This is a genomic window from Nocardioides sp. Root1257, assembly GCF_001425175.1.
Taxonomy (GTDB): Bacteria; Actinomycetota; Actinomycetes; order Propionibacteriales; family Nocardioidaceae; genus Nocardioides.
On sequence record NZ_LMDV01000001.1, the window covers coordinates 1,068,467 to 1,095,139 of the forward strand.

Consider the following 26,673-nt stretch of genomic DNA (forward strand, 5'->3'; position numbering starts at 1 on the left):
CCCCATGACGACCCTGGCCCAGCAGCTCGGCGCCTTCGCCGAGAGCTCGTACGCCGGCGGCGTACCCGACACCGTCGCGACCTCGGTCCAGCAGCGGGTCCTCGACGTGCTCGGCCTGTGCGTCGCGGCCCACCGGCTGCCGACCAGCGCCGCCGCGATCGCGCACGTGCTCGACCAGGGCGGGCACGAGCAGGCGACTGCAGTCGGCGTGGCGACCCGGGTGACGGCGGCCCAGGCAGCCTTCGCCAACGGCGTCCTCGCGCACTCGCTCGACTACGACGACACCCACCTGCCGTCGGTGCTGCACCCCAGCGCGAGCGTGGTGCCGGCAGCCCTCGCGGCGGCCGAGCACGCCGGCGCGAGCGGCGAGCAGGTCGTCCGAGCGGTCGCGGTCGGGCTCGAGGTCGCCGTACGCCTCGGCATGGCGGGGTACGACGACCAGCTCGGCAACTCGGTCTTCTTCGAGCACGGCCAGCACGCGACGTCGATCACCGGGGCCATGGGGTCCTCGGTGGCGGCGAGCCTGCTGTACGGCGCCGGCGAACAGGGCGTCGTCGACGCCCTCGGCCTGACCGCGTCCATGGCGTCGGGGGTCATCGAGGCCAACCGCACCGGCGGCACCGTCAAGCGCCTGCACTGCGGCCTCGCCGCCCAGGCCGGCGTCACGGCCGCCCAGCTGGTGCGCCGCGGCTTCACCGGTCCGCCCACCGTGCTCGAGGGCCGGTTCGGCTTCTTCGAGGCCTGGCTGCACGGGCAGTTCTTCCCGGCGGCGATCACCGACGGCCTCGGGACGGAGTGGTCGGTGCCGGGCATCTTCTTCAAGCCCTACCCGGCCAACCACTTCACGCACACGTCCATCGACGCGGGCCGCGCCTTCCGCGAGCGCGGCGTCCGCCCCGAGGACGTCGCCTCGATCACGATCGGTGCGCCGTCCTCGGTGATCCGCACGATCGGCCAGCCGATCGAGGTGAAGCGGGCACCCGAGACCGGCTACCAGGCCCAGTTCAGCGGCCCGTACGCCGTGACCGCCGGTCTCTTCGGCGGCGGCGGTCTCGGGCTCGGGCTCGACGACTTCACCGACGAGCTCGCGCGGGACCCCGCCCGTCGCGCCGTGATGGCGAAGGTCGACGTCGTGCCCGACGAGTGCTGCGACTCGATCTACCCGTTCCAGTTCCCCGCGGTCGTCACCCTGCGCACGACCTCCGGCGAGGAGCTGGTGGAGCGGGTGCTGACCAACCGCGGCGGGCCGGAGCGCCCCCTGAGCGACGACGAGCTCGGCACCAAGTTCGCCGACAACGTCGCCGGTCGCCTCGACGAGGACGCCGCGTCCGCCGTACGTCGTGCCGTCGCCGGCCTCCGCGACTCCCCCGACGTCACCGACCTGTTGTCCCCGCTGACCAAGGAGTTCCCCGCATGAGCGACCTCGATCTGATCATCACCAACGTCTCGGTCGTCGTGCCGGGCCGGGCCGAGCCGCAGGCGCTCGACATCGGCGTCAAGGACGGCAGGATCGCCCGCCTCGAGGCCGGGCTCCCGACCGACCTCGCCGACACGGTGGTGGACGGTGGCGGCAAGGTCGCGTTCCCCGGGGTCGTCGACGCCCACCAGCACTGGGGCATCTACAACCCGCTCCCCGAGGACGCGGCCAGCGAGAGCCGGGCGTCGGCCCAGGGCGGCGTGACGACCGCGATCACCTACATGCGCACGGGGCAGTACTACCTCAACAAGGGCGGCGACTACGGCGAGTTCTTCCCCGAGGTGCTGGCGCTGACCGACGGCCGCGCGCACGTCGACTACGCCTACCACCTGGCCCCGATGAGCAAGCGGCACATCGAGGAGATCCCTGACCTGGTGGGCGATCACGGCGTCACCTCGTTCAAGATCTTCATGTTCTACGGCGGCCACGGGCTGCACGGCCGCAGCGCCGACCAGAGCTCCTTCCTGATGACGCCCGAGGGCGAGCGCTACGACTACGCGCACTTCGAGTTCGTGATGCGCGGGATCCAGGCGGCGCGGGAGAAGTTCCCCGAGATCGCCGACCAGATCTCGCTGTCGCTGCACTGCGAGACCGCCGAGATCATGACGGCGTACACGAAGCTCGTCGAGGAGGACGGCACGCTCAGCGGGCTGCCGGCGTACAACGCCTCGCGCCCGCCGCACTCCGAGGGCCTGGCGGTCACCATCGCGTCGTACCTCGCCCACGAGACCGAGCTCCCCACCATCAACCTGCTGCACCTGACGTCACGCAAGGCGGTCGAGGCGGCGCTGCGGATGGCCGACGCGTTCCCGCACATCGACTTCCGCCGCGAGGTCACCGTCGGGCACCTGCTCGCCGACTGCGACACCGCGCACGGCATCGGCGGCAAGGTGAACCCCCCGCTGCGGCCGCGCGAGGACGTGGAGGCGCTGTGGGCCTACCTCATCGACGGCAAGATCGACTGGGTCGTCTCCGACCACGCCTGCTGCAAGGACGAGCAGAAGTTCGGCGCGGACCGCGACGACGTCTTCCTCGCGAAGTCCGGCTTCGGCGGCGCCGAGTACCTGCTCGCCGGCATGGTGTCCGAGGGCTCGAAGCGTGGCGTGCCGTACGGCCGGATCGCCGAGCTCACCTCGACCAACCCGGCGACCCGCTACGGCCTCGGTGCCAGCAAGGGGGCGATCGCGCTCGGCAAGGACGCCGACATCGCGCTCGTCGATCCCACCGTCACCTGGACCGTGCGCGCCGAGGACTCGGAGTCGACCCAGGAGTACACGCCCTTCGAGGGCGCCGAGCTCACCGCCAAGGTGACCGACACCTTCGTGCGCGGCCACCGGGTGATGGCCGACGGCGTGGTCGGTGGTGAGCCTGTCGGCCGCTACCTGCGGCGCCCCACCGCCTGAGCGGTCCCCAGACGACGCGTCGCCGGCCGGACTCCCCCGTGTCAGCCGGCGGCGCGTCCTCCACTCCTGAGAGGTCGATGTGCAGCAGGTCGTCGTCACCCATGCCCCGGACGGCGTGCCGGCCCCGGAGGACTTCGACGTCGTCGAGGTCCCGGGCGCGGCGCTGGCGGAGGGCGAGGTGCGGGTCGCGGTCCGAACGCTCTCGCTCGATCCCCACGTGCGCACCGCTCTGCGCCTCGGTGCGGTCCCGGCCGGACATGCCGTCGCGGAGGTCGTCGAGTCGCGCTGCCCGGAGGTCGAGGCCGGGCAGCACGTGCTCGCCGAGACCGGCTGGCGCTCGGAGACCGTGGTCCCGGGTGCGGCGGTCCGTCCCGTGACGGTGCCGCGCGGGGCTCCCCTCTCGGCGGCGCTCGGCGTGCTCGGCATGCCCGGCCTGACGGCGTACGCCGCGCACGTGCGGCACCTGCGCCCCCGCTCGGGCGCGACCGTCGTGATCGGGGCGGCCACCGGCGGCGTCGGTGCGGTCGCAGGGCAGCTGGCCCGGGTCGCCGGCGCGCGGGTCGTCGGCGTCGTGGGCTCCGACGAGAAGGCGCGGCTTGCCACCGAGCGGCTCGGCTACGCCGACGTCGTACGCCGCGGTGCCGGCCTGGGTGACGCCCTCGTCGCTGCCTGCCCCGATGGGATCGACGCCTACCTCCACCTCGGCGACCAGGCCACGCTGGACGCCGTGATGGAGCGGCTCAGCGTCGGGGCGCGGGTCTCGTTGTGCGGGCTCATGGACCAGGCCAACGGGTCGGCGCCGACGCGACTGCGGGCCGGCGCCGTGATGCGGGCGCGCGCCGAGGTGCACGGCATGGTCGTCCACGACCACACCGACCTGGCGCACGAGCACGCCCAGCGGGTCGGCGACCTGCTCGCCGCCGGCGATCTGGTCGCCCTCGAGGACCGCTACGCGGGCCTGGACCTCGCGCCCACGGCGTTCGCCCGGCTGATGAGCGGACGCAACACCGGCAAGGTGCTCGTCGACGTGTCGTAGCGCGGGACGTGGCGCGGGACGTCATACGGACGGAGCAAGCGGACGCTCCGTCCGTATGACGTCCCGTGACCTCCGAGCCAGGAGGCGCGCGCACGTGGTGATCACGACCCAGAGGACGACGCCGACCGGGAAGCTGAAGACGGCCAGCCCCACATAGGCGAGCGGCTCGAGACCGCCGCCGGCCGCCATGCACTGCCCGAACCCGATCCCCTGCTGCTCCAGCTCGTGCAGCTCGCGGACGTACTCGTCGTACCCGCCCACCTTGATCCACGGGCAGATCGGTCCCCGGTCGAGGGACACCGCCGAGGTCGCGGTCAGCACCGCTGCCAGGACGCCCCACGACAACGCCATCCCGACTTCCTGGCCCCATCCGCGGGGCCGGGCCAGCGCACGCCTCGTCAGGCCGATCGTGCCAACGAGCAGTGCCGCCACGCCCAGGAGCATCAACCCGCTGGCGACGACCGCCGGAAGGGTCGCCTGGTTCAGACACATCTTGGTGGTGTCTCCACCGCTGCCCGGCGGCGACCAGGACCCACGCCAGAGGTCGTACGTCGTACCGCACACCTGGTCGCCGACCGTGACCGCCCGTGACCAGAAGTACAACGACAGGAGGAGCAGCCCGACTCCGAGGGCGCGGACGGCTTGCATGGAGCGAAGCGTGGCAGAGCTAGAGCCGCTCAGAGGCCATATCGAGCGAGCTTGTCGTCCTTGCCGCCGCGCAGGAACTTCCGCATCATCCGGCCGGTCGTCAGCCACGCGATCTCGTCGCCGTTCTTGGTGCTGGCGAGCATCTGGTCGACCAGGTACGGCGCGACGTCGTCCACGTGGTCGCTCAGGATGTTGACCATCCTGCGCTGGCTCGACACCGACTCGGGGTGGGTCGCCGCCTCGCGGAGCCAGCCGTCGGTGATCAGGATCCCCGGACGCACCTGGCCGACCCGGACCGACGTGCCGGCGACCTCCTTGACCAGTGCCTTCGTGAACATGTCGAGGCCGCGCTTGGTCGCCGAGTAGACACCCATCCCGGGCCGGACCGAGCCGTCGCTGCCACCGCCGAGGATGTTGAAGACCTGGCCGCCGGTGGCGGCGGTCATGCCGCGTACGGCGACCTGCGCCCCGGTGATCGTGCCGAGCATGTTGGTGCCGACCATGGTCCCGACCTCCTCCGGGGTCGTCTCGACGATGGTGCGCATCGTGTAGGCGACGCCGGCGTTGTTGACCCACAGGTCGACGGAGCCGAGGGCCTCGACGGCGACGTCCCAGAGCGCCTGCACCTGGGCGGGGTCGGTCACGTCGGTGCGGACGCCGACGACCCGGGCCCCGCCGGTCGCCTCGGGCTCGAGCTTGCCGACCGCCTCGTCGACGGCGTCCTGGGTCCGGCCGGACACGGCGACGGAGTGGCCGCGGCGGAGCAGCTCGCGGGAGAGCGCGTAGCCGATCCCCTTGGTGCTTCCGGTGACGACGGCGTGGGTCATGGGCTTCTCCTGGTGGTAGCGATGAGATGACGGTGCCCCGGCCCTCCGAGGAGGACCGGGGCACCGACGGTGATCAGCAGATCAGCACTGCTCGATTCAGCACTGCTCTGTTCAGCACTGCGCCTTGACCGCGCTCGTGGCGGTGGTGAGCGCCTTCTTGGCGGCGGTGAGCACCTTGACGGCCGCGGCCGACTGGGCCTTGGCGGTCTTCAGCTGGGCCTGGGCTGCCTTGAGCGCCTTCTTGCCCTTGGCGCCCTTGATCTTGGCCGCCTTCTTGACCTTGGCGGTCGCCGCCTTCACCTTGGCCGCCGCAGCGTTGGCCTTGGTCGTGGCCGTCTTGACCTTGGCCGTGGCCGCCTTCTGGGCGGCCGTGGCGTCGGTGCACGCCACCGACGGGGCCGGGGTCACCGTGGCCACGGCCGAGGTCGAGCCACCGAAGAAGTCCACGTCGGTGGGGGTGAACTTCGCCGTGTAGCTGTGCGCACCGGGCGTGAGGTTCGACAGGGCCAGGGAGGCCGCACCCGCCGAGGCGGCGGCTTCGCCCACCTTGGTGGCGCCCTCGAAGAACTCCACGGTGCCGGCGGTGGCCGGGGTGACCGTGGCGGCCAGCGAGGCAGCCGCCGGGCCAGCACCCGAGGCCACCAGCGTCGTGGCGGTGCTCGCCGGAGCGACCGTCGCCGTCGAGCCCGCCGAGGTCGACGCCTGGTAGCGGTAGAGCGCGTCCGGCGTGAACTTCGCGGTGTAGGTGTGCGCGCCGGCCTTGACGCCGGTGACCGTCGCCGTGGCGACACCGGACGCGACGGTGACGTCGCTGCCGATCTTGGTCGCACCCTCGTAGAAGGCGATCTTGCCCGGAGCCGCGGTCTTGTCGACGGCGGCGGACAGGCCGACCTGGTTGGCCGCGGTCGAAGTGGCGGTCACCGTCGTGACGGTGGCCGCGGCCAGGCCGCACTTCACGACGGCGGCGGCCGGGTCAGCACCGAACGGCGTCTTGAGCATCAGGTTGAACGTGAGCAGGTCGATCGTCGTCGCCGCCGGGTAGAGCACCGAGCCGGTCGTGCCGGTCAGCGTGGGCAGCCCGGTGATCGCGGCGTTGCCGGCCGGGTACGGCGACTCGTAGGTCTTCGTGCTGCTGGCCAGGTCGACCACGGTGCTGCCGGCCTTCGCCGACGCGACGACCTGGACGGAGCGGAGCTCGAAGTTCGACGGGATGAGGCCGAAGGTGACGTCCGACAGGGTCGCCGAGACGTTCTTGTGGTCGTACGTCGTCTGCATCGTCGCGCCGTACGGCATGCCCGGGAAGGTGCTGTAGATGCAGGTGAGCGCGGTGTCACCGGTGTTCGTCGTGGTGGTGACCGCGGGCGTGTAGGTCACGCACGCGATGGGGTTGCCGGTGCCGCCGACGGACAGGTTGGTGGCGAAGCTGTCGACCGAGGTGGCCGTCAGCTGCGCCGTCGCGGTGCGGGTGCTCTCGAGCTTCGCGATCGGCATGCTCGCCGTGCCGGGCAGGTTGGGCGAGTAGGTCGCGGTGCCGGTGAAGCTCAGCTGCTCACCGTCCACGGTGAGCCCGAGCGTCGAGGTCTGGCTCTCGACCGACAGGAAGGCCGGCATCCCGGGCACCAGGGGGTTCTCGAGGTAGGTCCGCACGTACTGCCCGTTGGCCAGCGAGCCGCCGGTCGGCTTGTTCATGATGTTCGTGTACGCCTTCACGGCGTAGAACATCTTGAAGGCGCCGAAGCTGCAGGTCATGTCCTGCGTGGCGACCTTGTCCTGCCGGCAGGTCAGGCTGCCGTTCACGTTCTGCACCCCGGCGTTGATGCTGACCTTCATCGGGATGGTGAACGAGGTGAGCGAGACGGACTGCACGTCCTCGTCCGGCGTCGTGAGCGTGCCGGTCAGCGGGCCCATCGCGAAGTCGGTGTTGCCCATCTTCGCGCTGGCGTCGCCGTACGCGACGTCCGCGTAGTCGTGCACCGCGCTGACGGTGACCGCCTGCCCGTCGATGTCGAGGACCATCGTGGGCGTGATCTTCTTGAACTGGATGGTCGCGAAGTTCGAGGCCGTCGCGGCCGGGTTGTACGCGCTGTCGAGGGTGACCGTCACGGCCGACCCGTCGACCGCGACGTGGTAGGCGGTGCGGTAGTCCGAGTAGTACGTGCTGAAGTTGCACGAGCTCGACAGGTACTTGTCACTCGTCTGCGCGGCGGCCTGCGCCGGGGCGACGAGCCCGGGCCCGGCGAGGGCTCCGACCGTGAGGGCACCGACCACGAGGCCGGCCAACTTGCGAAAACGCATCAATTCCTCCTCGGGATGACCCACCGCGACCCGGTGTGGTCCACATCTCATCGCGAGAATATACGATATCGCCCGTACGTCCAGAGATTTCGCGAAACCCGTGCGTTAACTCTGCGTCACCGCGTGTTTCGCCCTCTGCTCAGCCCTGGTGACGGGCGCGCGCGAGCACCAGGCGGGCCTGGCGAACCACGGCCTCGTCGACGAAGTGGCCGTCGTCGTCGACCGCGACCCCGGCGCCGGCGAACTCCCACCGGCCGACCAGCCGACGGGCGGCGTCGACCTGCTCGTCGGTCGGCGTGAAGACGTCGTTCGCGACCGTGACCTGCCCCGGGTGGATGCACGCCCGACCCACGAACCCGAGCCGGGCGAGCTCGAGCGTGGAGGCGCGGAAGGCGTCCAGGTCGCGGAAGTTCGTCGACACCGGCGCGATCGGCGGCTTGATGCCGGCCGCGGTCGAGGCCAGGACGACGTGCGAGCGCGCGTAGAGCAGCTCCCGCTCGTCGGGGCCAGCGGTGATCCCGACGTCGGCGCGCAGGTCGGCCTCGCCGATCTGGAGGCGCTGCACCCGCGGCGCCATCGCCAGCTCGCCGGCGCGCAGCACGGCACGCGCGCTCTCGAGCAGGGGTACGACGCCCGCCGTCGAGCCCAGCGACGACAGCAGCTTGTCGAGGTCGACCAGCTCGTCGACGGTCTCGGTCTTCGCGACCATGAAGCCCGTCAGCGCGGGCGCCCCAGCGACCGCACGGACGTCGGCCTCGCGCAGCGCACCCGGGTTGACCCGCACCCAGACGGCCACGTTGTCGAGCACCGGCAGGTCGTGCAGCCAGATCCGCACGGTCTCGCGGGCCCGGTCCTTCGCCTTCGGCGCGACGGCGTCCTCGAGGTCGATGATCACCTCGTCGGCGCCGCGCTCGAGGATCCGGTCCAGCTTGTCCTCGGCGTCGCCGGGGACGTAGAGCGCGGACCGCGCGAGCCACCTGCTCAGGTCAACCGACACGGGTCTCTCCCTTGATCAGCGACTTCGCGACGACGGTGCGGAGGATGTCGTTGGTGCCCTCGCCGATGCTCATCAGGATCGAGTCGCGGTAGAGCCGCTCGACCTCGAACTCGGTGGAGTAGCCGTAGCCGCCGTGCACCTTCATCGCGTCGATCGCGGCCTGGAGCGCGACCTCGGAGCAGAAGATCTTGGCCATGCCGGTCGCCCCGTCCGCGCGGCCGCGGCGTACGGCGTCGGCCGCCCAGTAGGCCATCAGCCGGGCCGCCTGGACCTGGGTGCCGAGCTCGCCGAGCTTGAGCTGGATCGCCTGGAAGTCGGCGATCGGCTGCCCGAACGCCTTGCGCTGCTGGGCGTAGGCCAGCGCCTCCTCGTGGGCGCGTTGGGCGATGCCGACCGAGCGGGCCGCGATGTTGACCCGGCCCCACTCGAGCGCGGAGAGCACCTGCTGCATGCCACGCCCCTCGACGCCGCCGACCAGCTGGCTCACCGGCACCCGGACGTCGGTCAACGAGATCTCGCAGGACTCCGTGCCCTTGTAGCCCAGCTTCGGGATGTCCTTGGTGACCTCGTAGCCCGGCGTCCCGGCCTCGATGAGCAGCACGCTCATGCCCCGGTGGGCGGGGGTCGCCGTCGGGTCGGTCTTGACCAGGACCGGCAAGGGGTTCGCGTAGCGGGCGTTGGTGATCCACATCTTGGCGCCGTTGACGACGTACTCATCGCCGTCCAGCCGGGCGGTGGTGCGGATGCCCTGGAGGTCGGTGCCGGCGTCGGGCTCGGTGAGGCCGATGCCGCTGCGGCGTACGCCGGTGGCGAGCTCGGGCAGGTAGGCCTGCTTCTGCTCCTCGGTGCCGTGCATCGCGATCAGGCGGCACGCGAGCGAGTGGCTGCCGAGGATGCCGGCGACGCCCATCCAGCCGCGCGCGATCTCCTCGAAGACCAGCGCGAACGAGACCGGGTCGAGGTCGAGGCCGCCGTACTCCTCCGGCACGGTGATGCCGAAGAGGCCCATCGCCTTCATGCCGTCGACGATCTCGGTCGGGTAGCGGCCGGCCTGCTCCCACTCGCGGGCGACCGGCACGATCTCCTTGTCGACGAAGCTGCGGAGCAGCGCCTTGAACTCGCGCTGGTCGTCGTCGAGCTGGAAGTCCATCAGTTCTCCTGGTGGTCGGGGTGGAAGACGGGCAGGGCGCGGCCGTCGTCGAGCGGTCGCCACGCGAGGCGTACGGCGTCGCCGATGGCGATCGCGTGGGGCTCGTCGGTCTCGACGTTGCTGATCAGGACGACGCCCTCGGGCAGGCGCACGCGGGCGACGACGTACGGCGCCTCGTGGTCCGGGCTCGGACTCCGCATCACGACCGTGCAGGCGTCGACGACACCGGTGCCGGCCGCCTCGCGGTGGCTCAGCGCGTCGGTCTCGCCGCAGTAGGTGCAGAGCGTGCGCGGCGGGTGCTGGGTGTGACCGCAGGCGTCGCAGTGCTGGAGCAGCAGCCGCCGCTCGCGGGTCGCGTCCCAGTAGACCTGGGTCATCTCATCCGGCTCAGGGATGCTCATCGGTCCACCCCCAGCAGGACGGTCGCGTGGGTGGAGAGGATGCCGCCGGTGCCGTGCGCGAGCGCGACCTCGGCGCCGGAGACCTGCCGTGCGCCGCACTCGCCGCGCAGCTGGCGGACGGCCTCGACGAGCAGCAGGACGCCGTACTGGCCGGGGTGGCAGTAGGACAGGCCGCCGCCGGACGTGTTGAGCGGGAGCGTGCGGTCGCGGACGACGCCGCCCGCCTCGCCCGGGCCGCAGAAGCCCAGCGCCTCGAGGGTGAGCAGCACTGTGATGGTGAAGGAGTCGTAGACCTGGGCGACGTCGACGTCGGCCGGGGTGAGGCCGGCGCGGGCGAAGGCCGCCGCGCCCGACGCGACCGCGCCGGTCACGGTCAGGTCGTCGACGGCCGACATCGAGGAGTTGGTGGTGCTCTCGCCGTAGCCGAGCACCGTGATCGGCGGCTTGGGAAGGTCGCGCGCCCGCTCGAGCGAGGTCAGCACGACCGCTCCCCCGCCGTCGGTGACCAGGCAGCAGTCGGCGGCGGTCAGCGGGGTCGAGATCATCGGCGCGTTGAGCACGTCGTCGACGGTGAGCGGCCCGGCACCGTGGCGGAAGGCCGCCGGGTTGAGCAGCGCCCACTCCCGCGCGGCGATGGCGACCTCGGCGAGGTCCTCGCGGGTGGCGGCGTACTTGTGGAGGTACTGCCCGGCGGCCATCGCGTAGTGGGACGCCGGGTAGAGCGGGCCGTAGGGCTGCTCGAGCTGGGCCTCGGGCGTGTGTGGCTCGTAGGCGCCGCCGAGCGAGCGGGACCGGGCCGAGCGCTGGTTGGAGGCGAAGGAGATCACCACCGTGTGGCACTGGCCGGCGTCGATCGCCTGCGCCGCCCGGGCCACGAACATCTCGAAGGCGCTGCCGCCGGCGAACGTCGAGTCGGTCCAGGCCGGCTGCAGGCCGAGGTGCTCGGCCAGCGAGGTCGCGGAGAAGCGGGCGACCCCGGTGGTGGCGATGCCGTCGACGTCGCGCAGCGAGAGCCCGGCGTCCGCGAGGGCGCGCGTCACCGCCTGGGTCTGCAGGCCCAGGACCGACAGGCCGGTGACCCCGAGGTCGCACTCGGCGGCGCCCACGATCGCGACGGTCACGGCCGGCGCACCTCCGCCGCGGCGGGTGCGACGGCGACGCGGGCCTCCGGACCGACGACCTCGACGGTGCACTCGAGCGCCGTGACTCCGTCCTCGACCGAGACGACCCGGCCGGTGCAGCGCACGGTCTCGCCGGCGTACACGAAGCCCTTGAAGCGGAAGGACAGGGCGGTCAGCTCGGCACCCGGCCCGGCCCAGTCCAGCACCATCTCGGCGAGCAGCGCGCCGAAGAGCTGGCCGTCGACGACCGGCCGCTCCAGGTCGCGCTCGGCGAGCCAGGCGCTGTCGTAGTGGAGGCGGTGCCAGTCCCAGGTGGCGCCGGCGTACGCGACCATGTCGGGCAGCTCGATGGTGCGCTCCAGCGCGATCTCGGTCATCGCCCCACCTCGACGTAGATGAGCGTCTCCTCGTTCTCGACGAGCAGGTCGCCGTCCTGGTTGGTGTACGTCGCCAGCGAGGTCACCACCACCATCGACTGCCCCGAGCCGGTGGTGCGCTCGGTGACGTCGGTGACCTGCCAGTGCGCGGTGATGACGTCGTCGGGACGCACCGGTCGGTGGAAGCGGTAGGCGTTGCCGCCGCGCACCTCGCGGGTGCCGGGCAGGTGGAAGTCCCAGCCGTGGCCGGCGTAGCCGTTGGCGTCGCGCGGCAGGCCGGTGAACTGGTTGGTCTCGCACACGAGGGTCGGCGGCGCGACGTCGCCGGCCAGGTGCGCCGGGTTGTCGTCCCCGGTCGCCATCGCGAAGTAGCGGATCGACGCCCGGCCCAGCGGCTCGGGCGCCGTGTAGGTGCGCGAGCGCCCGACCAGCGCCCGCACCTCGTCCGTCATGAGACTCATCCGCGCACCGCCAGGGGGAAGACCTCGAAGAGGAACTCGGGCCGCAGCAGGCCGGCACAGCCGGTGACCGACGGCTTCGCGTGCGGGAACATCCGCTCGCGGACCGCCGCGATGCCGGCCGCGTCACCGCCGGGGCAGACGAGCTCGAGCACGTGCGCGACCTGGTCGGCCGAGAAGCCGGCGGCATCGACGACCTGCTGCACGGCGGCGTACGTGAACTCCGCCTGCGCGACGGAGTCGTCGGGGAAGAGCGCCTCCTGGGTCTCCATGTCGAGCGCGCCGAAGCCGCTCATGAACAGGGTGTCGCCGGCCAGCACACCCGGCGTGTAGGTGAGCGTCTCGTAGCGCGTCCAGCCCGGGTTGACCGCCGTCAGCGGCAGCCGCGACGCCGTGACGTCGAGCGCGACGAGTACGCCCGGCCGGTGCAGCCGCGACATCAGGATGCCGCCGGCGCCCGGGAAGACGCCGGCACCGCCGAGCCGGTTCTTCCGCTCGCGGTGCGTGCGGCGGTAGACGTCGCGAGTCTCCGGGGTGCTGTAGTCGTACGTCGTCACGGCGGCGTCGAGCGACAGCCCGAGCGCGCGGAGGCGACGGTCCGCCTCGTCGAGGCACCAGGCGTACTGGCCGACGAAGTCGCCCTCGTGCACGACGTCACCACGCTCGTCGACCGGGAGCACCGTCGGGAGCACGACGGTCCCGTCGCCGACCGGCGGGGCGTCGTCCTCGATCGTGTAGTCCGCGCCACCAGGCAGGTTCTCGACCACGATCGTGGTCGTCGCGTCGCTGTCGGCGCGCAGCTCGTCGTAGCGCTCGAGTGCGGCGACGGCGATGTACTCAGTGGACACGGTGCTCCTCGGCCAGGCGGTCGGCGATGGTGATCAGGGCGTACAGGTCGAGGGCCTCGACGGCCGCGGTCAGTGCGGCCGCGTCCTGGGCGGAGCCGACGTTCGCGGCCAGCTTGGCGTCGAGGGCGGCACCGGCGCTGCGGTCGACGTGGCCGGCGAGCGTGCGGCCGTCGGTCAGCGTGATGGTGACCCGGCTCGGCGCGTCGGCGGCGACGCGCGCGTCCGGCACCTCCGTCACCCGGACGCGGGCGGCGAGCGCGCGGACGTCGGAGCGGCCGAGCGAGTCCGGTTCGTAGGTGTCGGTCGTGACCGCACCGTCGGTCAGCAGGGCCGCCAGGCTCCACGGCAGGGAGAACTTCGCGTCGTACGCCGTGCGCGGGTCGACCTTGTCGGGCGTGCAGACGATCGCCGCGCTGTCCGGGTGGACCTCGACCGCGATCTCCTCGATCTCCGCGCTGGAGACCGGCAGCACCTGGCGGCCGGCGTCGAGGGCGGCGTGCATGAGCTGACAGGCCGGGTAGGGCTTCAGCGTGATCCGGGTGGTCTCCCAGACGATGCCGAGGTCGGCGGTGACGAGGGCCGGGTCGGCGTGCCCGTCGGCGAGGGCGGCGTACAGCCCTCGCTCCCCCTCGAGCACCGAGTCGGGTCCGTCGGCGCCGGCCGCGGCGAGCCGGGCGGCGATGATGCCGGCCTGCGAGGCCAGCCCCGGGTGGAGCTGCTTGGTCGACGACCCGGTGGCGAGGAACTCCAGGAGTCCCCCGGCCGAGCTGCCGGCGATACCCAGGGCGTTCACCGTCGTGGCGAGGTCGAGCCGCATCAGCCGGGCAGTGACCAGTGCGGAGGCGAAGACGCCGCACGCCAGAGTTGCGTGCAGCCCGCGCTGGTGGAACGCGTGCGGGGCGGCGCCGGCGATCCGGCAGACGGTCTCGAAGCCGACGACCGCGGCGAGCAGCGCCTCGTCGGAGGTGGCGCCGACCTCCTCGCCGACCGCGAGCACGGCCGGCAGCACCACGGCGGTCGCGTGCACGAGCCCTCCCGCGTGGGTGTCGTCGAAGTCGAGGGCGTGCACGAGCGTGCCCGTCGCCAGGGCCGCCGCCGGCGCGGACACCTTCACGCCCCGTCCGAGCAGGGTCGCCTCCGGAGGACCGCCGAGCCCGGCGGCCACGGACAGCGCGGACTCGGCGGCGCCTCGGCGGGCCGCCGCGACGGCGGTCCCGATCCCGTCGAGGAGGTGCCGGCGTGCGGCGACCCCCACCTCGGCGGGCAGCTCGTCGCTGCGCAGGCCCAGGGCCCACGCGGCGAGGTCGGACGCCACCGTCATGCAGTCGCTCCGAACGCACCGCGGTCGCCGAGGTCGGTGACCGCCGCGTCGTCGTACCCGAGCAGCTCGCCGAGGATCCGACCGGCGTCTTCGTTGCGCTGCGGCGCGCGGCGGTACGCCGGCGGCGTGCTGCCGACGCGGACGGGCGACGCGACCTGGCGGACCGTGCCGTAGCGCGGGTGCTCGGTCTCGACCAGCAGGTCGCGGGCGATCGTGTGCGGCTCGGTCAGCGCGGCACCGACGTCGTTGATGGGCGCGCTGGGGATCGCCGCGGCCCGCAGCGGCTCCAGCCACTCGGCGACGGTGCGCTTGGCGATGACCTCCTCAAGGAGCGGCAGCAGCACGTCGCGGTTGCGGTCGCGGTCGGCGAAGGTCGCGAAGCGCGGGTCGGTGGCCCACTCCGGACGCTCGATGACGACGGTCAGCCGTTGCCAGAACTTCTCCTTCGCGCAGCCGATGACCAGCCAGCCGTCCTTGGCCTCGAAGGCCTGGAACGGCACCAGCGACGGGTGCGCCGAGTGGCGCATCCGGGTCGGCTGGAAGCCGGCGTTCAGGTGCCAGGTGGCCGGGTAGGTCAGCATCCCGATCGCGGTGTCGTAGAGGCTGACGTCGCAGTCCATGCCGACGCCGTCGCGGCGCGCGGCGTGGATGCCCGCGAGCAGCGAGATCGCGGCGACGAAGCCGCCGCTGTAGTCGACCATCGACAGGCCGGACTTCGACGGTGGGCCGTCGGGGTCGCCGGTCAGCTCCATCCAGCCGCCGAGCGCCTGCAGCACGTAGTCGTAGCCCGGCTCGGCGGCCCGCGGTCCCGTCATCCCGAAGCCCGTCAGGGAGCAGCAGACGATCGCCGGGTTGAGGTGCCGGAGGTCGTCGTACGTGATCCTGATCTTGGCCGGGACGTCGCCGCGCAGGTTGCTGTAGACCGCGTCACTGACCTTGACGAGGTCCTCGAACACGGCCCGGCCGGCGGTCGTCGACAGGTCGAGCGAGAGGCTCGACTTGTTGCGGTTGAAGGCCTCGAAGAAGAGCGAGTCCTCGCCCTCGGCGTACGGCGGCACGTAGCGACCGACATCGCCGCCGACCGTCGGGTCCTCGATCTTGATCACCTCGGCGCCGAGGTCGGCGAGGTGGACGCTGCCGAACGGACCGGCGCCGTACTGCTCGACGGCGATGATGCGGACGTCCTCCAGGGGTCTCATCGGCACAGCTCCTCGATGACGGCGATGACCTCGCTCTGGGCGGCCCGGATCTCGTCCGGCGTGAGCCCGTGCGTGGGCGGGGTGAGCTTGATGGTGTCGGCGAGTCCGTCGTACGCCGTGACCTGCTCGGCGATCTGCTCGCGGGTGCCCGAGAGGGTGAGCGTGTCGACCATGGCGTCGGAGACGTGCCCGGCGAGCTCGCCGGCCGTCGTGCCGCGGAACGCGTCGATGACCTTCTGCTGGTCCTCGGCCAGGCCGTGGAAGTCGAAGAAGTCGGCGTAGGTCCGGACCGTCGCGTAGAAGCCGACCATGCCGGCGCTGCGACGGCGGGCGACCGCGGGGTCGCGGTCGACCGAGCAGCAGGCCGAGGTGACCACGTCGACCCGGCGGCCGTGGGCGCCCAGCTCGGGCAGGATCCGCTCGCGCAGGAAGGCCGGCGACGTGAGCTCGTGCGAGATCCAGCCGTCGCCGATCTCGCCGGCCAGCCGGGTCAGGGCCGGGCCCATCGAGGCCAGGTAGACCGGGATCTCGGTCCGCACCGGCGCGTAGGGCCGCTGGTAGCCGCGGATCCGCATCGGCGCGCGCTCGCCCTCGAGCTCGATCGGGTCACCGTCGGCACAGCGAGCCCAGAACTCGCGGATGTTGCGCACCACCTCGCGCAGCATCGTGACGGGCCGGTCCCAGTCGACGCCGTGCCAGTCCTCGTTGAGCCGGCGCACGCCGGTGCCGAGACCCAGCACGAACCGGCCGCCGGAGAGCTCGTCGAGGTCGAGCGCCTCGAGCGCGGTCACCATCGGGCTCCGGGTGAAGGCCAGGGCGATCGCCGTGCCCACCTCGGCCCGGGAGGTCGCGGCGGCGACGGCCGCGGCCGACACGGTCGCACTCCGGTGCAGCTCCGGCACCCACACCGCCTCGGCGCCCGCCTCCTCGGCGGCACACGCAGCCTCGGCGACCTCGACCAGGGTCTCGCCCCACGGCCCGAACGTGATGCGCATCAGTCCTCCAGCGACAGCGGCCGCTCGCCGTCGGGGAAGATCCCCTCGAGCTGCTCGGCGCCGTGCTTGTAGACGTAGAAGGTGCGCTTGAAGGAGCACACCTCCTTGCCGTCCTGGTTGAGGGTGCGGGTGCGGACCGTGACGATGCCGGCGTGCGGGCGCGAGGACGACTCGCGCTTCTCCAGCACGATGGACTCGCTGTAGAGCGTGTCGCCCGCGAAGACGGGGTGGGTCATCTTGATGTCGTCCCAGCCCAGGTTGGCGAACGCGTTCTGGGTCAGGTCGGTGACGCTCTGCCCGACGGCGATCGCGACGGTCAGCGTCGAGACGACCAGCGGCTTCTCGAACTCCGAGCGGCCGGCGTACTCCGCGTTGAAGTGCATCTGGTTCGTGTTCATGGTCAGCAGCGAGAACCACGTGTTGTCGGACTCGCTCACCGTCCGCCCCAGCGGGTGCTGGTAGATGTCGCCGACCTCGAAGTCCTCGAAGAACCGTCCCTGCCAACCGGGCTTGACGCTCACAGCGTTCCTTTCGTGTCTGCGGCGGCCAGCAGGAGCTCGGCCACCGCCTCGGGCCTGGTGAGCGGGGCGTCGTGGCCGCCCTCGATCCAGGCGTAGGGGGTGCCGCGCTCGTCGAGCCGACGGCGGGTGGTGCCGCACGGGTACGCCGAGGGCGTGTCCGTGCAGAAGACGTACGCCGTCGCCACGTCGGGCTCGCCCAGCGACGCGGGGTCCAGCGAGGGGGCGAACGGCGTGGGCGCGAGGCGCGCGTTCATCCAGGCGGCGGTGGCGTCGTCGAGGTCGTCGCCCGCGGTCTGCGGCCGCGGCGGGATCACGGTGTCGCGCGGCGGCAGCAGCGCGTCGTCGACCGGCGCGGGCGCCACGTCGACGGCGCGCTCCCCCGGGTCGGGCACGGCGGCGTCGAGGTAGATGACGTGGCCCACCCGCTCCCGCAACGCCACCTCGCGGACCACCACGCCGCCCTGGCTGTGGCCGACGAGCACGACGTCGTCGGAGGTCACCAGTGCGGCGACCTCGTCGACCCACACGTCCAGGCCCGTCGCCGTACCGCTCAGCGTCGGCGCGTGGACCTCGTGTCCGGCGGCGCGCAGCAGCGGCGCGACGCGGTCCCAGGACCAGCCGCCGCGGAACGCTCCGTGGACGAGGACGAACGTGCTCACCCCTGGTAGCCCTCCTCGTCGAGGACGACCTCGAGGAACTCGCGCGGGTAGGACTCGTAGGGCTGCAGGTGCTCGTACATCGCGACCAGGTGGTCCTGGTAGTCCGGGTGCTGGGTGCACTCCTCGTAGTCCGCGACCGAGTCGAAGTAGCGCAGGTGCGTGAAGTGGGTGCGGTCCTCGACCCCGCGCACGAGGCGCCGGCCGCGGTAGCCCGGGTGGTCGCGGAAGCAGGCGCCGAACTCCGCGGACAGCGCGACGTACGCCGCAGCGTGCTCCTCGCCGGGCTTCGTCCACGCCTGGCTGACCACCACGATCATGCGTACTCCTTCGATTTGCGTGACTTCGTAGATCATATATCCATATTCTGTACGGCATGACGAGTAGCACGCAGACGAAGACGATCCACGAGTTCCTGGCCGAGGCCCCCGACGTCGATCGCTCGGAGCTGTGGGCGGCGCTCTGGGGCATCCTGAGCGAGGCGAAGGACAAGATCACCGCCGCGCTCGAGGTGCACCCGCACGCCTCCGGCGCCGGCCTCGAGTACTGGACCTCCGAGGACGGCGGGTACGAGGGCTCCCTCAACCCGTACGTCGGCGACCCGGACGAGGGCGTCGAGTGGCTGGTCCACTCCTGGATCGGCAACCGCAAGGCCTCGATCCTGGACATGAACCTCCAGGTCTGGCTCGGCCCGCACATCGACGTGCCGCACCTGGTGCTGGTGTTCGGCACCGTCCCCAACGTCTTCCACTTCAGCGACGTCGTCCCGCGCCGCGACCCGATGACCGACATCGACTACCTCAACCGCTACTTCGACCCGCAGAACGAGAAGTGGCTCAGGCTCCGCGGCGACGACCGCTTCATCTGGTCGGTCAGCCACGGCACCTACATGCGCGCCTTCAACTCGCCGATCGCGAACTCCTACATGGCGACGTGCAGCGACGACGAGGCCGTCGAGGTGTTCGGCGAGGCGGTCCGCGACCGGGTCGACACCTGGCTGGGCTGGGTCGCCGACGCGACGCCCGTCCCCGTCGAGGAGCGCGCCGAGCTGCGGAAGCGCGACCACCTCGTCCGCACCTACGGCTACACGATGGACCCGATGAACGAGCTGTCCAAGCGGTTCCTGGGCGCCGCGCGCGTCGAGGAGCTCGTCGCGACCCGTGCCGGCCTCGGCCAGATCGCCGAGCTGGACGGCCGGGCATGAACATCCTGGTGATCGGGGCCGGGCTCGTCGGCACCCAGGTCGGCGTCCGGCTCCGCGAGCTCGGCCACGAGGTGGCCGGCACGACCACGACGCCCGGCAAGGTCGACGGGCTGCGCGAGCAGTTCGACGAGGTGCTGGTGCTGCGGGGCGGCGACCGCGAGGCCGTGGCCGCCGCGATGGTGGGCCGCGACGCGGTCGTCGTCGCCGCCGGCCCGTCGGCACAGCGGGCGATGACGCCCGAGGACCGCGCCGCGTCGTACCGCGAGATCCTGGTCGACACGGCCAATTCCGTCGTGGGTGCGGGCGGTACGCCGTACCTCGTCGCGCTCTCGTCGCTCTCGGTCTACGGCAACGCCGCCGACCACCTCCCCGAGGTCACCGAGGACTCCCCCGTCACCGACTCGACCGACCCGAGCCCGACGATGTTCCTGGCCATGGAGCGCGCCTACCTCGACGGTGCCGGCGACCGCGTGTGCGTCTTCCGCTGCGGCGACGTCTTCGGTGCCGAGGACCCGCCGATCGAGGCGAAGATCGCGATGGCGCACCAGTACCTCGGTGGCTCCGTGCCGTTCAGCGCCGACGCGCTCTTCTACCGGCTCGCCGTCGAGGACGCCGTCGACGCGATCGTGCACGCCCTGGAGTCGCGGATCACCGGCGTGCACAACCTCACGCACGCCGAGGTGCCGCCGACCAACCAGACGCTGTTCGACGCGATCTCGGCCGCGCAGGACCTGCCGCCGCTCGCCTACCGCGACGAGATCGCGTCGCCGACCAAGCCGATCTCCGTCGCCCGCCTGGCCGCCAGCGGCTTCACCGCCGACCGGTCGTACGCCCTCTGAGCGGTCCCGCCGGCCGCACTCAGTGCTGCCGGCGGGTCCGCGGGACGCACAGCAGCCCGGCGACACCGAGCAGCGTCAGGGCCATCGCCCACAGGGCCACGACCGGCATCGAGTCGCCGCCACCGGTCTTCGGGAGGTCGCCACCGGACGCCGTGCTCGACGAGTCCGCGGTCGGCGAGGCCACGTCGACCGGCTCGGAGCCGACCCGCATGGTGCCGAGGGAGACCGCGTCGGCCTCGCACTCGGCGCCGACGCCGAGGGACGGCGTGTCGAACGTGAAGCCGCTGACCGTGACGGCGAGCTCGTCTCCGTCGGCGTCGACCTCGCCGCTCAGGTCCGCGACCGGGACCTCCTCCTTCGCGGCGACGTCGACGGCGCTGCTGCTCGTCAGGGTGGTCTTCTTGCCCCCGACCGAGACGTCGAGCGTGAAGTCCATCTGGCCGTTGATCGGCACGGGGGCGATGCCCGGCAGGTCGCTCATGGTGGCGACCAGCGACACGGGATCGCCCTCGTCCTCGCGGTAGCCGCTGACCGAGACCTTGGCGTCGTAGTCGAACGCGCTGCCGATCGAGAGCGTGCACGCGAACGCCACCTTGCCGGAGGCCGCCTTGCCGGTGTTGGCCGACGAGCTCGCCGTCGGGCTGGCCGTCGGCGTGGCCGTGGCGCTGGTGGTCGTCGTCGGGGTCACGCTCGGCGTGATCACCGGGGGCGTGCCCTCGGCGAGCGTCAGCGTCCCGAGTGCGGCGCCGGCCGTCGGCGTACAGGTGAACGCGAGGTGGTACGCCGTGATCTCGAAGCTGTAGGAGGTCACCACCGCCGCGACGTCGTCGGCGCTGGACGTGAACGTCCCCTGGAGGTCCGGCATGTCGAACGGCGAGCTCGCGGCCGCGGTGACCGTGCCGCTTCCCGTCAGCGTGACAGCGGTGCCACCGAGGGTGAGCGCCAGGCTGTTGGTGAAGGCGAGGTTGTTCATCTCCGCCGGCGACACCCCCGCCATCTGGGACATGCTGGCCGTGACCGTCACCGTCGTGGAGCTGGCGGGGCGGACCGCGGACAGGGTGATCTCGCCGTTCCAGGGGTACGCCGGGAAGCTGCTCGTGCAGTTGAACGTCGTCGTGGCGACGAGCTCGTCGCCGGCGGCGGACGCGGGCGCGTCCATCGCCGCGATCGCCCCGACGACGATGCCGGCGACGCCGAGGACGGCGGCGAGGGGGTGCCGGACGTTCATCAGGCGTGCTCCCCACGCCGGCGACCGGGCACGAGCAGCATCACTCCGACGCCGGCGGCCAGCAGGGCGGTCGCGCCGAGCATGAGCACCGGCACGGAGTCACCGGCGCCGGTCTTCGGCAGCGTGGATCCGTCGCCGGCCGCCGCGGTGGTCGCCGCGGCCGTGGGCGCGGCCTCGGCGGCGCCGAAGCTGATCTTCACGACGTACGTGTTCGCCTTGATCGTCGCCGCGTCGGCGTTCGTCGGCAGCGGCGCCCCGGCGATCACGCACTGCTCCTTGGTGCAGTCGTGGTCGCCGAACACCTCCAGGACCTTGATCGTGAAGGGTGCGACCTTGCCGTCGGCGTCGGCGGTCTTGAAGACCGCACCGCTGACCGTGTTGCAGTCCGCGGGTCCGACGTAGCCCTCGGAACACTGCCCGATCGCGATGTTGCTGAGGTTGGGCTCGAAGCCGGAGGCCGAGATGGTCAGCGTCTGACCGTCCGTGAGGTTCTGCGTCTGACTGATCGTCAACGACGGCGCCGCGAAGCTCGGGGGTGCCGTCACCAGCACCACCACCAGGGCCGCCACACCCGCACCAACACGGGCCAGCAGGGTCTTCGGTCGTCTCACGTCGAGCTCCTCGTGGTTGTTCATCGGCTCGTCACCGGCTGGATCCGGGTCACCAGCGGGTCGGGTTCGGGGTGGTCGGACTCGGTCGCGAGCCGTAGTCCGGAGCGGTGGATCGCGGCCTGGTCGGCGCCGAGGTACGACGTGACGACCGCCGGGTCCGCACGCACCTCGTCGGGGGTGCCGGTCGCGATCACGCGGCCGAGGTTCATGGCGATCATCCGGTCGGAGAGCCGCGAGAGCAGCGGCAGGTCGTGCTCGATGACGACCATCGTCGTGCCGAGCTCGTCACGGATGCCGAGCAGCAGGTCCCCGAGCGCGTCGCTCTCGCTCTGGGCGATGCCCGCCGACGGCTCGTCGAGCAGCAGCACCCGCGGCTGGAGGCTGAGCAGGCACGCGATCTCGACGACCCGGCGGGTGCCGGTGGACAGCTCGCCCACCGAGTGGCGGGCGAAGCGGGTGAGCCGCATCCGCTCGAGCACCTCGTCGGCCGCCTCGACCTTCGCCAGCTCCGCCGTGCGCACGCCGAGGGCCGAGGCCCACAGGCGGGTCGGCTCGGCACGCTCCTGCGCGATCATCAGGGTCTCGTGCACCGTGAGGGTCGGGAAGAGCGCGGCGTCCTGGAACGACCGCACCAGGCCCTCGCGGGCCCGCTCCTCCGGAGTGGCGCCGGTGACGTCGATGCCGTCCAAGACGATGCGGCCCCGGTCGGGCGCGGTGAAGCCGGCCACGATCTCGAAGCAGGTCGTCTTGCCGGCGCCGTTCGGGCCGATGACGCCGAGGATCTCGCCCGGCGCCACCTCGAAGCCCACGTGGTCGACGGCCACCACTCCACCGAAACGGCGCGACACGCTGTCGACCGTCAGGATCGGCCGGGAGCTGCGCGCACCGGCGGGCACCCGGGGCACCAGGCCCTCGAGACGCGGCTTCTCGTGGAGGGGCGACGAGGCGTGGCCGCTCACGTCGAAGACGCCGTGCCGCTCGCGCAGCGGGTCGATGCCCTGCCTGCGGGCCAGCCAGTCGTAGAGCTGGTCCCGGCCGCGGACCAGCACGCCGCCGAGGCCGTCGGGCAGGAAGATCACCACGAGCAGCCAGCCGACGGCGAGGACCGCCTGGCCCACCATGCCCATCCCGGTGAGCGCAGGCAGACCCACGATGATCAGGGCGCCGAGGAGGGGGCCGAGCGTCACGGTCAGGCCACCGATGACGGTGACCGCGACGACCTCGATGCTCGCGTCCGCCGGGAACGAGTTGACCGTCAGCTGGGACTGGCCGTGGCCGATCACGATGCCGCCGAGCCCGGCCAGCGCACCGGACACGGCGCACAGCTGCAGCATCCGCAGCCGGTTGGGCACGGTGAACGCGCGGGCCGCGTGCTCGTTGTCCCGCAGGGCCTGCACCATCCGGCCGAAGCCGCCGTGGCGCAGGTTGTTGGCGACCCACACGCCGAGGCACAGCACGACGAGGGCGAAGAGGTAGTAGTCGACGGCGTACTCGAGCGGGTAGTCCCACCACGTCGGCTTCGCCGGCGACAGGCCGTCACCCAGGAAGAGGTCCTGGCGCAGCAGCCACGTCGACGTCGCGAGGGCGAAGGCCAGGGTCGACACGGCGAGCGCGAGGCCCTTCAGCTTCATGGCCGGGATGCCCACGACGGCCGACGCCAGGGCCGCGACGACCACGCCGCAGAGGGCACCGAAGAGGAAGCTGTGGCTCGACGCGGTGATGTGGACCGACGCGGCCGCGGCGATGCCGGCGTACGCGAACTGGCCCAGCGAGAGCTGCCCCGAGACGCCTGTCAGCAGGCCGACGCTGAGGCCGACGAGCGTGTAGCCGGAGACCAGGGTCAGCACCGACGCCGTGTCGTTGCTGACGACGTAGGCGAGACCGACCGCGACCAGGATCCCGACCGCCACGCAGACCCGCGGGAGCCACACGATGCTGCGCACCGTGCGGTACGACGCGGGCAGCGGCGGCAGCACGACCCGGCGCCAGCGACCCTTGTCCTGGCCGGACCGGCCGAGCTGCGGCTGGCGCAGCAGGGCGACCACGATGATCAGCGCGATGACGACGGTGACGAGGTCGCGCGTGTCCGGGTTGGAGAGCAGCAGCTGCTCGATGACGCCGATGCCGAGCGAGGCCGCGATCGCGATCGGGATCGAGGACATCCGCGCGATCACGGCGCCGGCGAGGCCCTTGAGCAGCAGGTCGGGACCGAGGCCGTCCATCCCCGCGCCCGTGGTCGTCGGGGTCACCAGGATCGCGGAGAACGCGGCGATGCCGCCGGCGATCGACCAGGACAGCGTGGCCATCCAGCGCGCCGGGATGCCCTCGAGCCGGGCGATGTCGGGGTCGTCGGCGGCGGCCCGGATCGCCATGCCCATCCGGTGGTACTTCAGGAACCAGCCGAGCCCGGCCAGCACGACGGGCGCGAGCAGCAGCATCGCGACGTACGGCGTGCCGATCGGCAGCGACTGGATCTGGAAGGTCGGCAGGTGCGTCGGCTTGGGGAACGTGAACCCGCTGACGCCGTCGGTGTTGATGAGCAGCGCGCTGACCAGGATCAGCTGCGACAGACCCAGCGTCGCGATCATGCCGACCAGGCTGGGGCGACCCTCGAGGCGGCGTACGACCACCACCTCGACCAGACCCGACAGCAGCGCGGCGATGACGATCGCGACCACGAACGCCACCCAGTACGGCGCGCCCCAATCGGCGACGAACAGCGCCAGCATCGAGGCGCCGAAGACGCCGATCGCGCCGTGCGCGAAGTTCACGAAGCGGCTGGAGCGGTAGACCAGCACCAGGCCGACGGCGAGCATGCCGTAGGTCAGGCCGGTGAAGAGCCCGATGACCAGCCGGTCCAGGCCGAAGTCAAAGCCGCTCACGAGCCCACCGCCACGTGGCCGCCGAGCATCAGCGCGCGGACCCGCTCGGGGTCGGCCGCCAGGTCGGACGCGGTCTCCTCGGCGATGATCTCGCCCTTCTCCATCATGTAGACGCGGTCGACCAGCGAGAGCGCGACGTTGACCGACTGCTCGACGAGCAGCACCGCGCTCCCCCGCTCGTTGAGCCGGCGCACCAGCTCCATCAGGCCGCCGACGACGACGGGTGCGAGGCCGAGCGAGAACTCGTCGATGACGAGCACCTTCGGCTCGACGACGATCGACTTGGCGAGCGCGAGCATCTGTCGCTCGCCGCCGGACAGGTTGGCCGCCGGCTGGTCGCGCCGGGCGTGCAGCCGCGGGAAGACGGCGAGGGCGGCCTCGACCGCCTCCTTCGTCCACCGCCTGCTGCCGGACGTGTAGCCGTGCATGGCGAGGTTCTCGGTGACGCTCAGCGACGGGAACGTCGCCTGCCCGACCACCTGGCACAGCCCGTGACCGACCCGCTTGCGCGTCGACATCGTCGTGACGTCGACGCCGCCGAGGTGCACGGACCCGTCGTCGGGCTTGAGCAGCCCGCTGATGACCTTGAGCAGGGTGCTCTTGCCGACGCCGTTCGGCCCGAGCAGCGCGACCATCTCGCCCTGCTGGACGGTCAGCCCGGCATCGAACAGCACCTGCACCGGGCCGTACGACGCCCGGATGCCCGCGCAGGCCAGCGCCGGGGCGTTGGTCACCTCACTCGTCATCGAAGGGCACCTCGGGTCCGTCGTAGACGAAGTGACCCTTGGCCTCGTCGTACTTGAGCACGCGGTAGCCGCCGGAGGCCGCCCGGCCGCCGTCGCCGAGCGCGTTGCCGAAGCCCGAGGCCGTCTGGAAGGTGGAGCCGTGGGCGTCCACGGCCTGCGCCCAGCCCGCGGCGTTGAACGACGCCCCGTCGGCCATGCCGTCGGCGCCGAGCTTGAGCAGCCGTGCGGCGTCGCAGTAGGGCAGCGCCACGCGCGCCGACTCGCGCGACTCGAAGCTGATCCCGGCGTCGGAGTAGATCTTGATGCAGGCGGTCTCGGCCTTGCCGGAGGGGAACGGGAGGTCGTCGTCCGGCACGTCCTGCGGCGGGTGGATCCCGATGCCGACCATCCCGTCGGTGAAGCCCTCGGGGACCTTGCTCGCGTTGTTGATGAAGTACGTCGGGTTGTCGTAGCTGGAGATCGCGTAGCGCGCCTCGTAGCCCTGGGTCGCCGCGGCGCTGGCGAACAGCGCGGCGAGCCGCGACCCGCCGAGGAACATCACCCGGTCGACGCTCTTGCTACGGAAGGTGATCGCGGCCTGGGTCAGGCCCTCGAAGAGGGTCGAGGTGTCGGTGGTGTCGATCCAGGCGACCTCCGGCTCGACGCCGGCGTCCTTGAGGAGCGGCACCGCGAGGTTCTCGATCGTCTTGCGGTTGACCGGCGAGTCCGCGGCGACGAGTCCCACCCGCTCCTCACCGTCGAAGAACGCCTGCTGGCTGAGCACCTTGACGTAGGCGCGCACGAACGCGTCGTACTCCGGGAAGCTGGCGGTCCAGAGGTAGGGCGAGTACTGGTCGAAGTAGTCCGTGCTCATCGCGTAGAGCGAGGCGTCGAGGACCAGGGTCTGCCGCTCGGCGTAGCAGGGGCGCGCGTTGGTCTGGTACTGCCCGGTCATCACGACCGCGAACGCCTTGTCGTCCTGGGTGATCTGGTTGCACAGCTGCTCCTCGGCGGCCGGCGTGTCCTTGACCCCGTCGTACAGGCGGAAGACGGCGTCGAGCTTGCGGCCGGCGATGCCGCCGTGGTCGTTGACCCAGTCCTCGAGGGCCTGGACCTGCGCCTTCTGGTCGCCGACCGAGGCGGTGTTGAAGCCGGTGATCTTCTTGACCGCGTCGAGGTCGACGGCGACGAAGACGACCTTGACCGAGTCGTCGCTGACCCCCGGTCCGTCCGGCCCGCCGGCGGCGCTCGCGAGGTCGGTGCCGACGCTGCCGGAGGTGTTGCCGCCGGGCATCATCGTGCCGCAGCCGACGAGCGCCAGCGCCAGGGCTGCCCCCACGGCACCGACGCGCACCAGCGCCGATCGATCCCGAGTCCAGCTCCGCTTTGTGCCTGGCACGACTGACGTCACTCCCTCACCCGGTGGTCACCTCGGGAAACCGCAATTCCGTACA

The 26,673-nt window shown here is 71.9% G+C and carries 26 protein-coding genes; 5 read left to right on the forward strand and 21 right to left on the reverse strand.

The features are described from left to right. Positions 1-4 precede the first annotated feature (4 nt). The 3 genes from ASC77_RS05215 to ASC77_RS05225 all read left to right on the forward strand — a co-directional run bounded on the left by ASC77_RS05215 (position 5) and on the right by ASC77_RS05225 (position 3,916). On the forward strand, positions 5-1,417 hold the full coding sequence (locus tag ASC77_RS05215; RefSeq protein WP_056149442.1) for an MmgE/PrpD family protein: 1,413 nt from the start codon (positions 5-7) through the stop codon (positions 1,415-1,417). Continuing rightward, positions 1,414-2,880, forward strand: coding sequence for a dihydroorotase (locus tag ASC77_RS05220; RefSeq protein ID WP_056149444.1), 1,467 nt, complete (start codon positions 1,414-1,416; stop codon positions 2,878-2,880). Before ASC77_RS05215 ends, ASC77_RS05220 begins: the two co-directional genes overlap by 4 nt. A 79-nt stretch (positions 2,881-2,959) precedes the next feature. Beyond that, positions 2,960-3,916: an MDR family NADP-dependent oxidoreductase gene (locus tag ASC77_RS05225; protein ID WP_056149446.1), complete on the forward strand. Its 957-nt coding sequence runs from the start codon at positions 2,960-2,962 to the stop codon at positions 3,914-3,916. A 21-nt stretch (positions 3,917-3,937) separates the two neighbouring features. Here the strand turns inward: ASC77_RS05225 and ASC77_RS05230 are convergent, their stop codons facing one another. The 16 genes from ASC77_RS05230 to ASC77_RS05305 form a co-directional block, all read right to left on the reverse strand. Beyond that, complete coding sequence (locus tag ASC77_RS05230; protein WP_056149448.1) at positions 3,938-4,564, reverse strand: hypothetical protein; 627 nt, start codon at positions 4,562-4,564, stop codon at positions 3,938-3,940. 29 nt (positions 4,565-4,593) lie between these two features. Continuing rightward, complete coding sequence (locus ASC77_RS05235; RefSeq protein WP_056149450.1) at positions 4,594-5,391, reverse strand: SDR family oxidoreductase; 798 nt, start codon at positions 5,389-5,391, stop codon at positions 4,594-4,596. Between the two features lie 111 nt (positions 5,392-5,502). Continuing rightward, positions 5,503-7,686, reverse strand: coding sequence for an Ig-like domain-containing protein (locus tag ASC77_RS05240; RefSeq protein WP_156390917.1), 2,184 nt, complete (start codon positions 7,684-7,686; stop codon positions 5,503-5,505). Positions 7,687-7,825: 139 nt separating this feature from the next. After that, positions 7,826-8,683, reverse strand: a complete 858-nt coding sequence (locus tag ASC77_RS05245) for an HpcH/HpaI aldolase/citrate lyase family protein (RefSeq protein WP_235547453.1) — start codon at positions 8,681-8,683, stop codon at positions 7,826-7,828. Continuing rightward, positions 8,673-9,833, reverse strand: a complete 1,161-nt coding sequence (locus tag ASC77_RS05250) for an acyl-CoA dehydrogenase family protein (RefSeq protein ID WP_056149454.1) — start codon at positions 9,831-9,833, stop codon at positions 8,673-8,675. The genes ASC77_RS05245 and ASC77_RS05250 overlap by 11 nt, the downstream gene beginning before the upstream one ends. Then, a complete protein-coding gene (locus ASC77_RS05255; protein WP_200944891.1) occupies positions 9,833-10,234 on the reverse strand; it encodes a Zn-ribbon domain-containing OB-fold protein in 402 nt (133 codons plus the stop codon). Before ASC77_RS05255 ends, ASC77_RS05250 begins: the two co-directional genes overlap by 1 nt. Then, a complete protein-coding gene (locus ASC77_RS05260) occupies positions 10,231-11,355 on the reverse strand; it encodes an acetyl-CoA acetyltransferase (protein WP_056149458.1) in 1,125 nt (374 codons plus the stop codon). The genes ASC77_RS05255 and ASC77_RS05260 overlap by 4 nt, the downstream gene beginning before the upstream one ends. Further along, the gene (locus ASC77_RS05265; protein ID WP_056149460.1) at positions 11,352-11,732 is read right to left on the reverse strand and encodes a MaoC/PaaZ C-terminal domain-containing protein; all 381 of its coding nucleotides are present in this window, start codon (positions 11,730-11,732) and stop codon (positions 11,352-11,354) included. The genes ASC77_RS05260 and ASC77_RS05265 overlap by 4 nt, the downstream gene beginning before the upstream one ends. Next, the gene (locus ASC77_RS05270) at positions 11,729-12,184 is read right to left on the reverse strand and encodes an FAS1-like dehydratase domain-containing protein (RefSeq protein ID WP_235547455.1); all 456 of its coding nucleotides are present in this window, start codon (positions 12,182-12,184) and stop codon (positions 11,729-11,731) included. Before ASC77_RS05270 ends, ASC77_RS05265 begins: the two co-directional genes overlap by 4 nt. Before the next feature lie 5 nt (positions 12,185-12,189). After that, entirely contained in the window at positions 12,190-13,038 is an 849-nt protein-coding gene (locus tag ASC77_RS05275; RefSeq protein ID WP_056149464.1) for a RidA family protein, read from the reverse strand. Then, positions 13,028-14,359, reverse strand: coding sequence for an MmgE/PrpD family protein (locus tag ASC77_RS05280; protein ID WP_056149466.1), 1,332 nt, complete (start codon positions 14,357-14,359; stop codon positions 13,028-13,030). The genes ASC77_RS05275 and ASC77_RS05280 overlap by 11 nt, the downstream gene beginning before the upstream one ends. Continuing rightward, positions 14,356-15,558: a CaiB/BaiF CoA transferase family protein gene (locus ASC77_RS05285; protein ID WP_056149937.1), complete on the reverse strand. Its 1,203-nt coding sequence runs from the start codon at positions 15,556-15,558 to the stop codon at positions 14,356-14,358. The genes ASC77_RS05280 and ASC77_RS05285 overlap by 4 nt, the downstream gene beginning before the upstream one ends. Beyond that, on the reverse strand, positions 15,555-16,553 hold the full coding sequence (locus tag ASC77_RS05290; protein ID WP_056149468.1) for an LLM class flavin-dependent oxidoreductase: 999 nt from the start codon (positions 16,551-16,553) through the stop codon (positions 15,555-15,557). Before ASC77_RS05290 ends, ASC77_RS05285 begins: the two co-directional genes overlap by 4 nt. Continuing rightward, positions 16,553-17,074: a MaoC family dehydratase gene (locus ASC77_RS05295; protein WP_056149469.1), complete on the reverse strand. Its 522-nt coding sequence runs from the start codon at positions 17,072-17,074 to the stop codon at positions 16,553-16,555. The genes ASC77_RS05290 and ASC77_RS05295 overlap by 1 nt, the downstream gene beginning before the upstream one ends. Further along, complete coding sequence (locus ASC77_RS05300) at positions 17,071-17,733, reverse strand: alpha/beta hydrolase family protein (RefSeq protein WP_056149471.1); 663 nt, start codon at positions 17,731-17,733, stop codon at positions 17,071-17,073. The genes ASC77_RS05295 and ASC77_RS05300 overlap by 4 nt, the downstream gene beginning before the upstream one ends. After that, a complete protein-coding gene (locus ASC77_RS05305) occupies positions 17,730-18,050 on the reverse strand; it encodes an antibiotic biosynthesis monooxygenase (protein WP_056149473.1) in 321 nt (106 codons plus the stop codon). Before ASC77_RS05305 ends, ASC77_RS05300 begins: the two co-directional genes overlap by 4 nt. A gap of 56 nt (positions 18,051-18,106) precedes the next feature. Here ASC77_RS05305 and ASC77_RS05310 point away from each other — a divergent pair, with 56 nt between their 5' ends. Together ASC77_RS05310 and ASC77_RS05315 are read left to right on the forward strand one after the other, a co-directional pair. Next, positions 18,107-18,934, forward strand: coding sequence for a hypothetical protein (locus ASC77_RS05310; protein WP_056149475.1), 828 nt, complete (start codon positions 18,107-18,109; stop codon positions 18,932-18,934). Next, the gene (locus ASC77_RS05315; protein WP_056149477.1) at positions 18,931-19,773 is read left to right on the forward strand and encodes an NAD-dependent epimerase/dehydratase family protein; all 843 of its coding nucleotides are present in this window, start codon (positions 18,931-18,933) and stop codon (positions 19,771-19,773) included. The genes ASC77_RS05310 and ASC77_RS05315 overlap by 4 nt, the downstream gene beginning before the upstream one ends. A 19-nt stretch (positions 19,774-19,792) precedes the next feature. On the opposite strand, the gene ASC77_RS05320 is transcribed toward ASC77_RS05315, so the two are convergent. Genes ASC77_RS05320 through ASC77_RS05340 form a run of 5 tightly spaced genes read right to left on the reverse strand, consistent with a single transcriptional unit; the run spans position 19,793 to position 26,573 of the window. Beyond that, complete coding sequence (locus ASC77_RS05320; RefSeq protein WP_056149478.1) at positions 19,793-21,001, reverse strand: hypothetical protein; 1,209 nt, start codon at positions 20,999-21,001, stop codon at positions 19,793-19,795. Next, the gene (locus tag ASC77_RS05325; protein ID WP_162249790.1) at positions 21,001-21,612 is read right to left on the reverse strand and encodes a neocarzinostatin apoprotein domain-containing protein; all 612 of its coding nucleotides are present in this window, start codon (positions 21,610-21,612) and stop codon (positions 21,001-21,003) included. Before ASC77_RS05325 ends, ASC77_RS05320 begins: the two co-directional genes overlap by 1 nt. A 20-nt stretch (positions 21,613-21,632) precedes the next feature. Then, complete coding sequence (locus tag ASC77_RS05330; protein ID WP_056149482.1) at positions 21,633-24,494, reverse strand: branched-chain amino acid ABC transporter permease/ATP-binding protein; 2,862 nt, start codon at positions 24,492-24,494, stop codon at positions 21,633-21,635. Beyond that, on the reverse strand, positions 24,491-25,240 hold the full coding sequence (locus ASC77_RS05335) for an ABC transporter ATP-binding protein (RefSeq protein ID WP_082574456.1): 750 nt from the start codon (positions 25,238-25,240) through the stop codon (positions 24,491-24,493). The genes ASC77_RS05330 and ASC77_RS05335 overlap by 4 nt, the downstream gene beginning before the upstream one ends. Further along, on the reverse strand, positions 25,230-26,573 hold the full coding sequence (locus ASC77_RS05340) for an ABC transporter substrate-binding protein (RefSeq protein ID WP_056149486.1): 1,344 nt from the start codon (positions 26,571-26,573) through the stop codon (positions 25,230-25,232). The genes ASC77_RS05335 and ASC77_RS05340 overlap by 11 nt, the downstream gene beginning before the upstream one ends. Positions 26,574-26,673 lie beyond the last annotated feature (100 nt).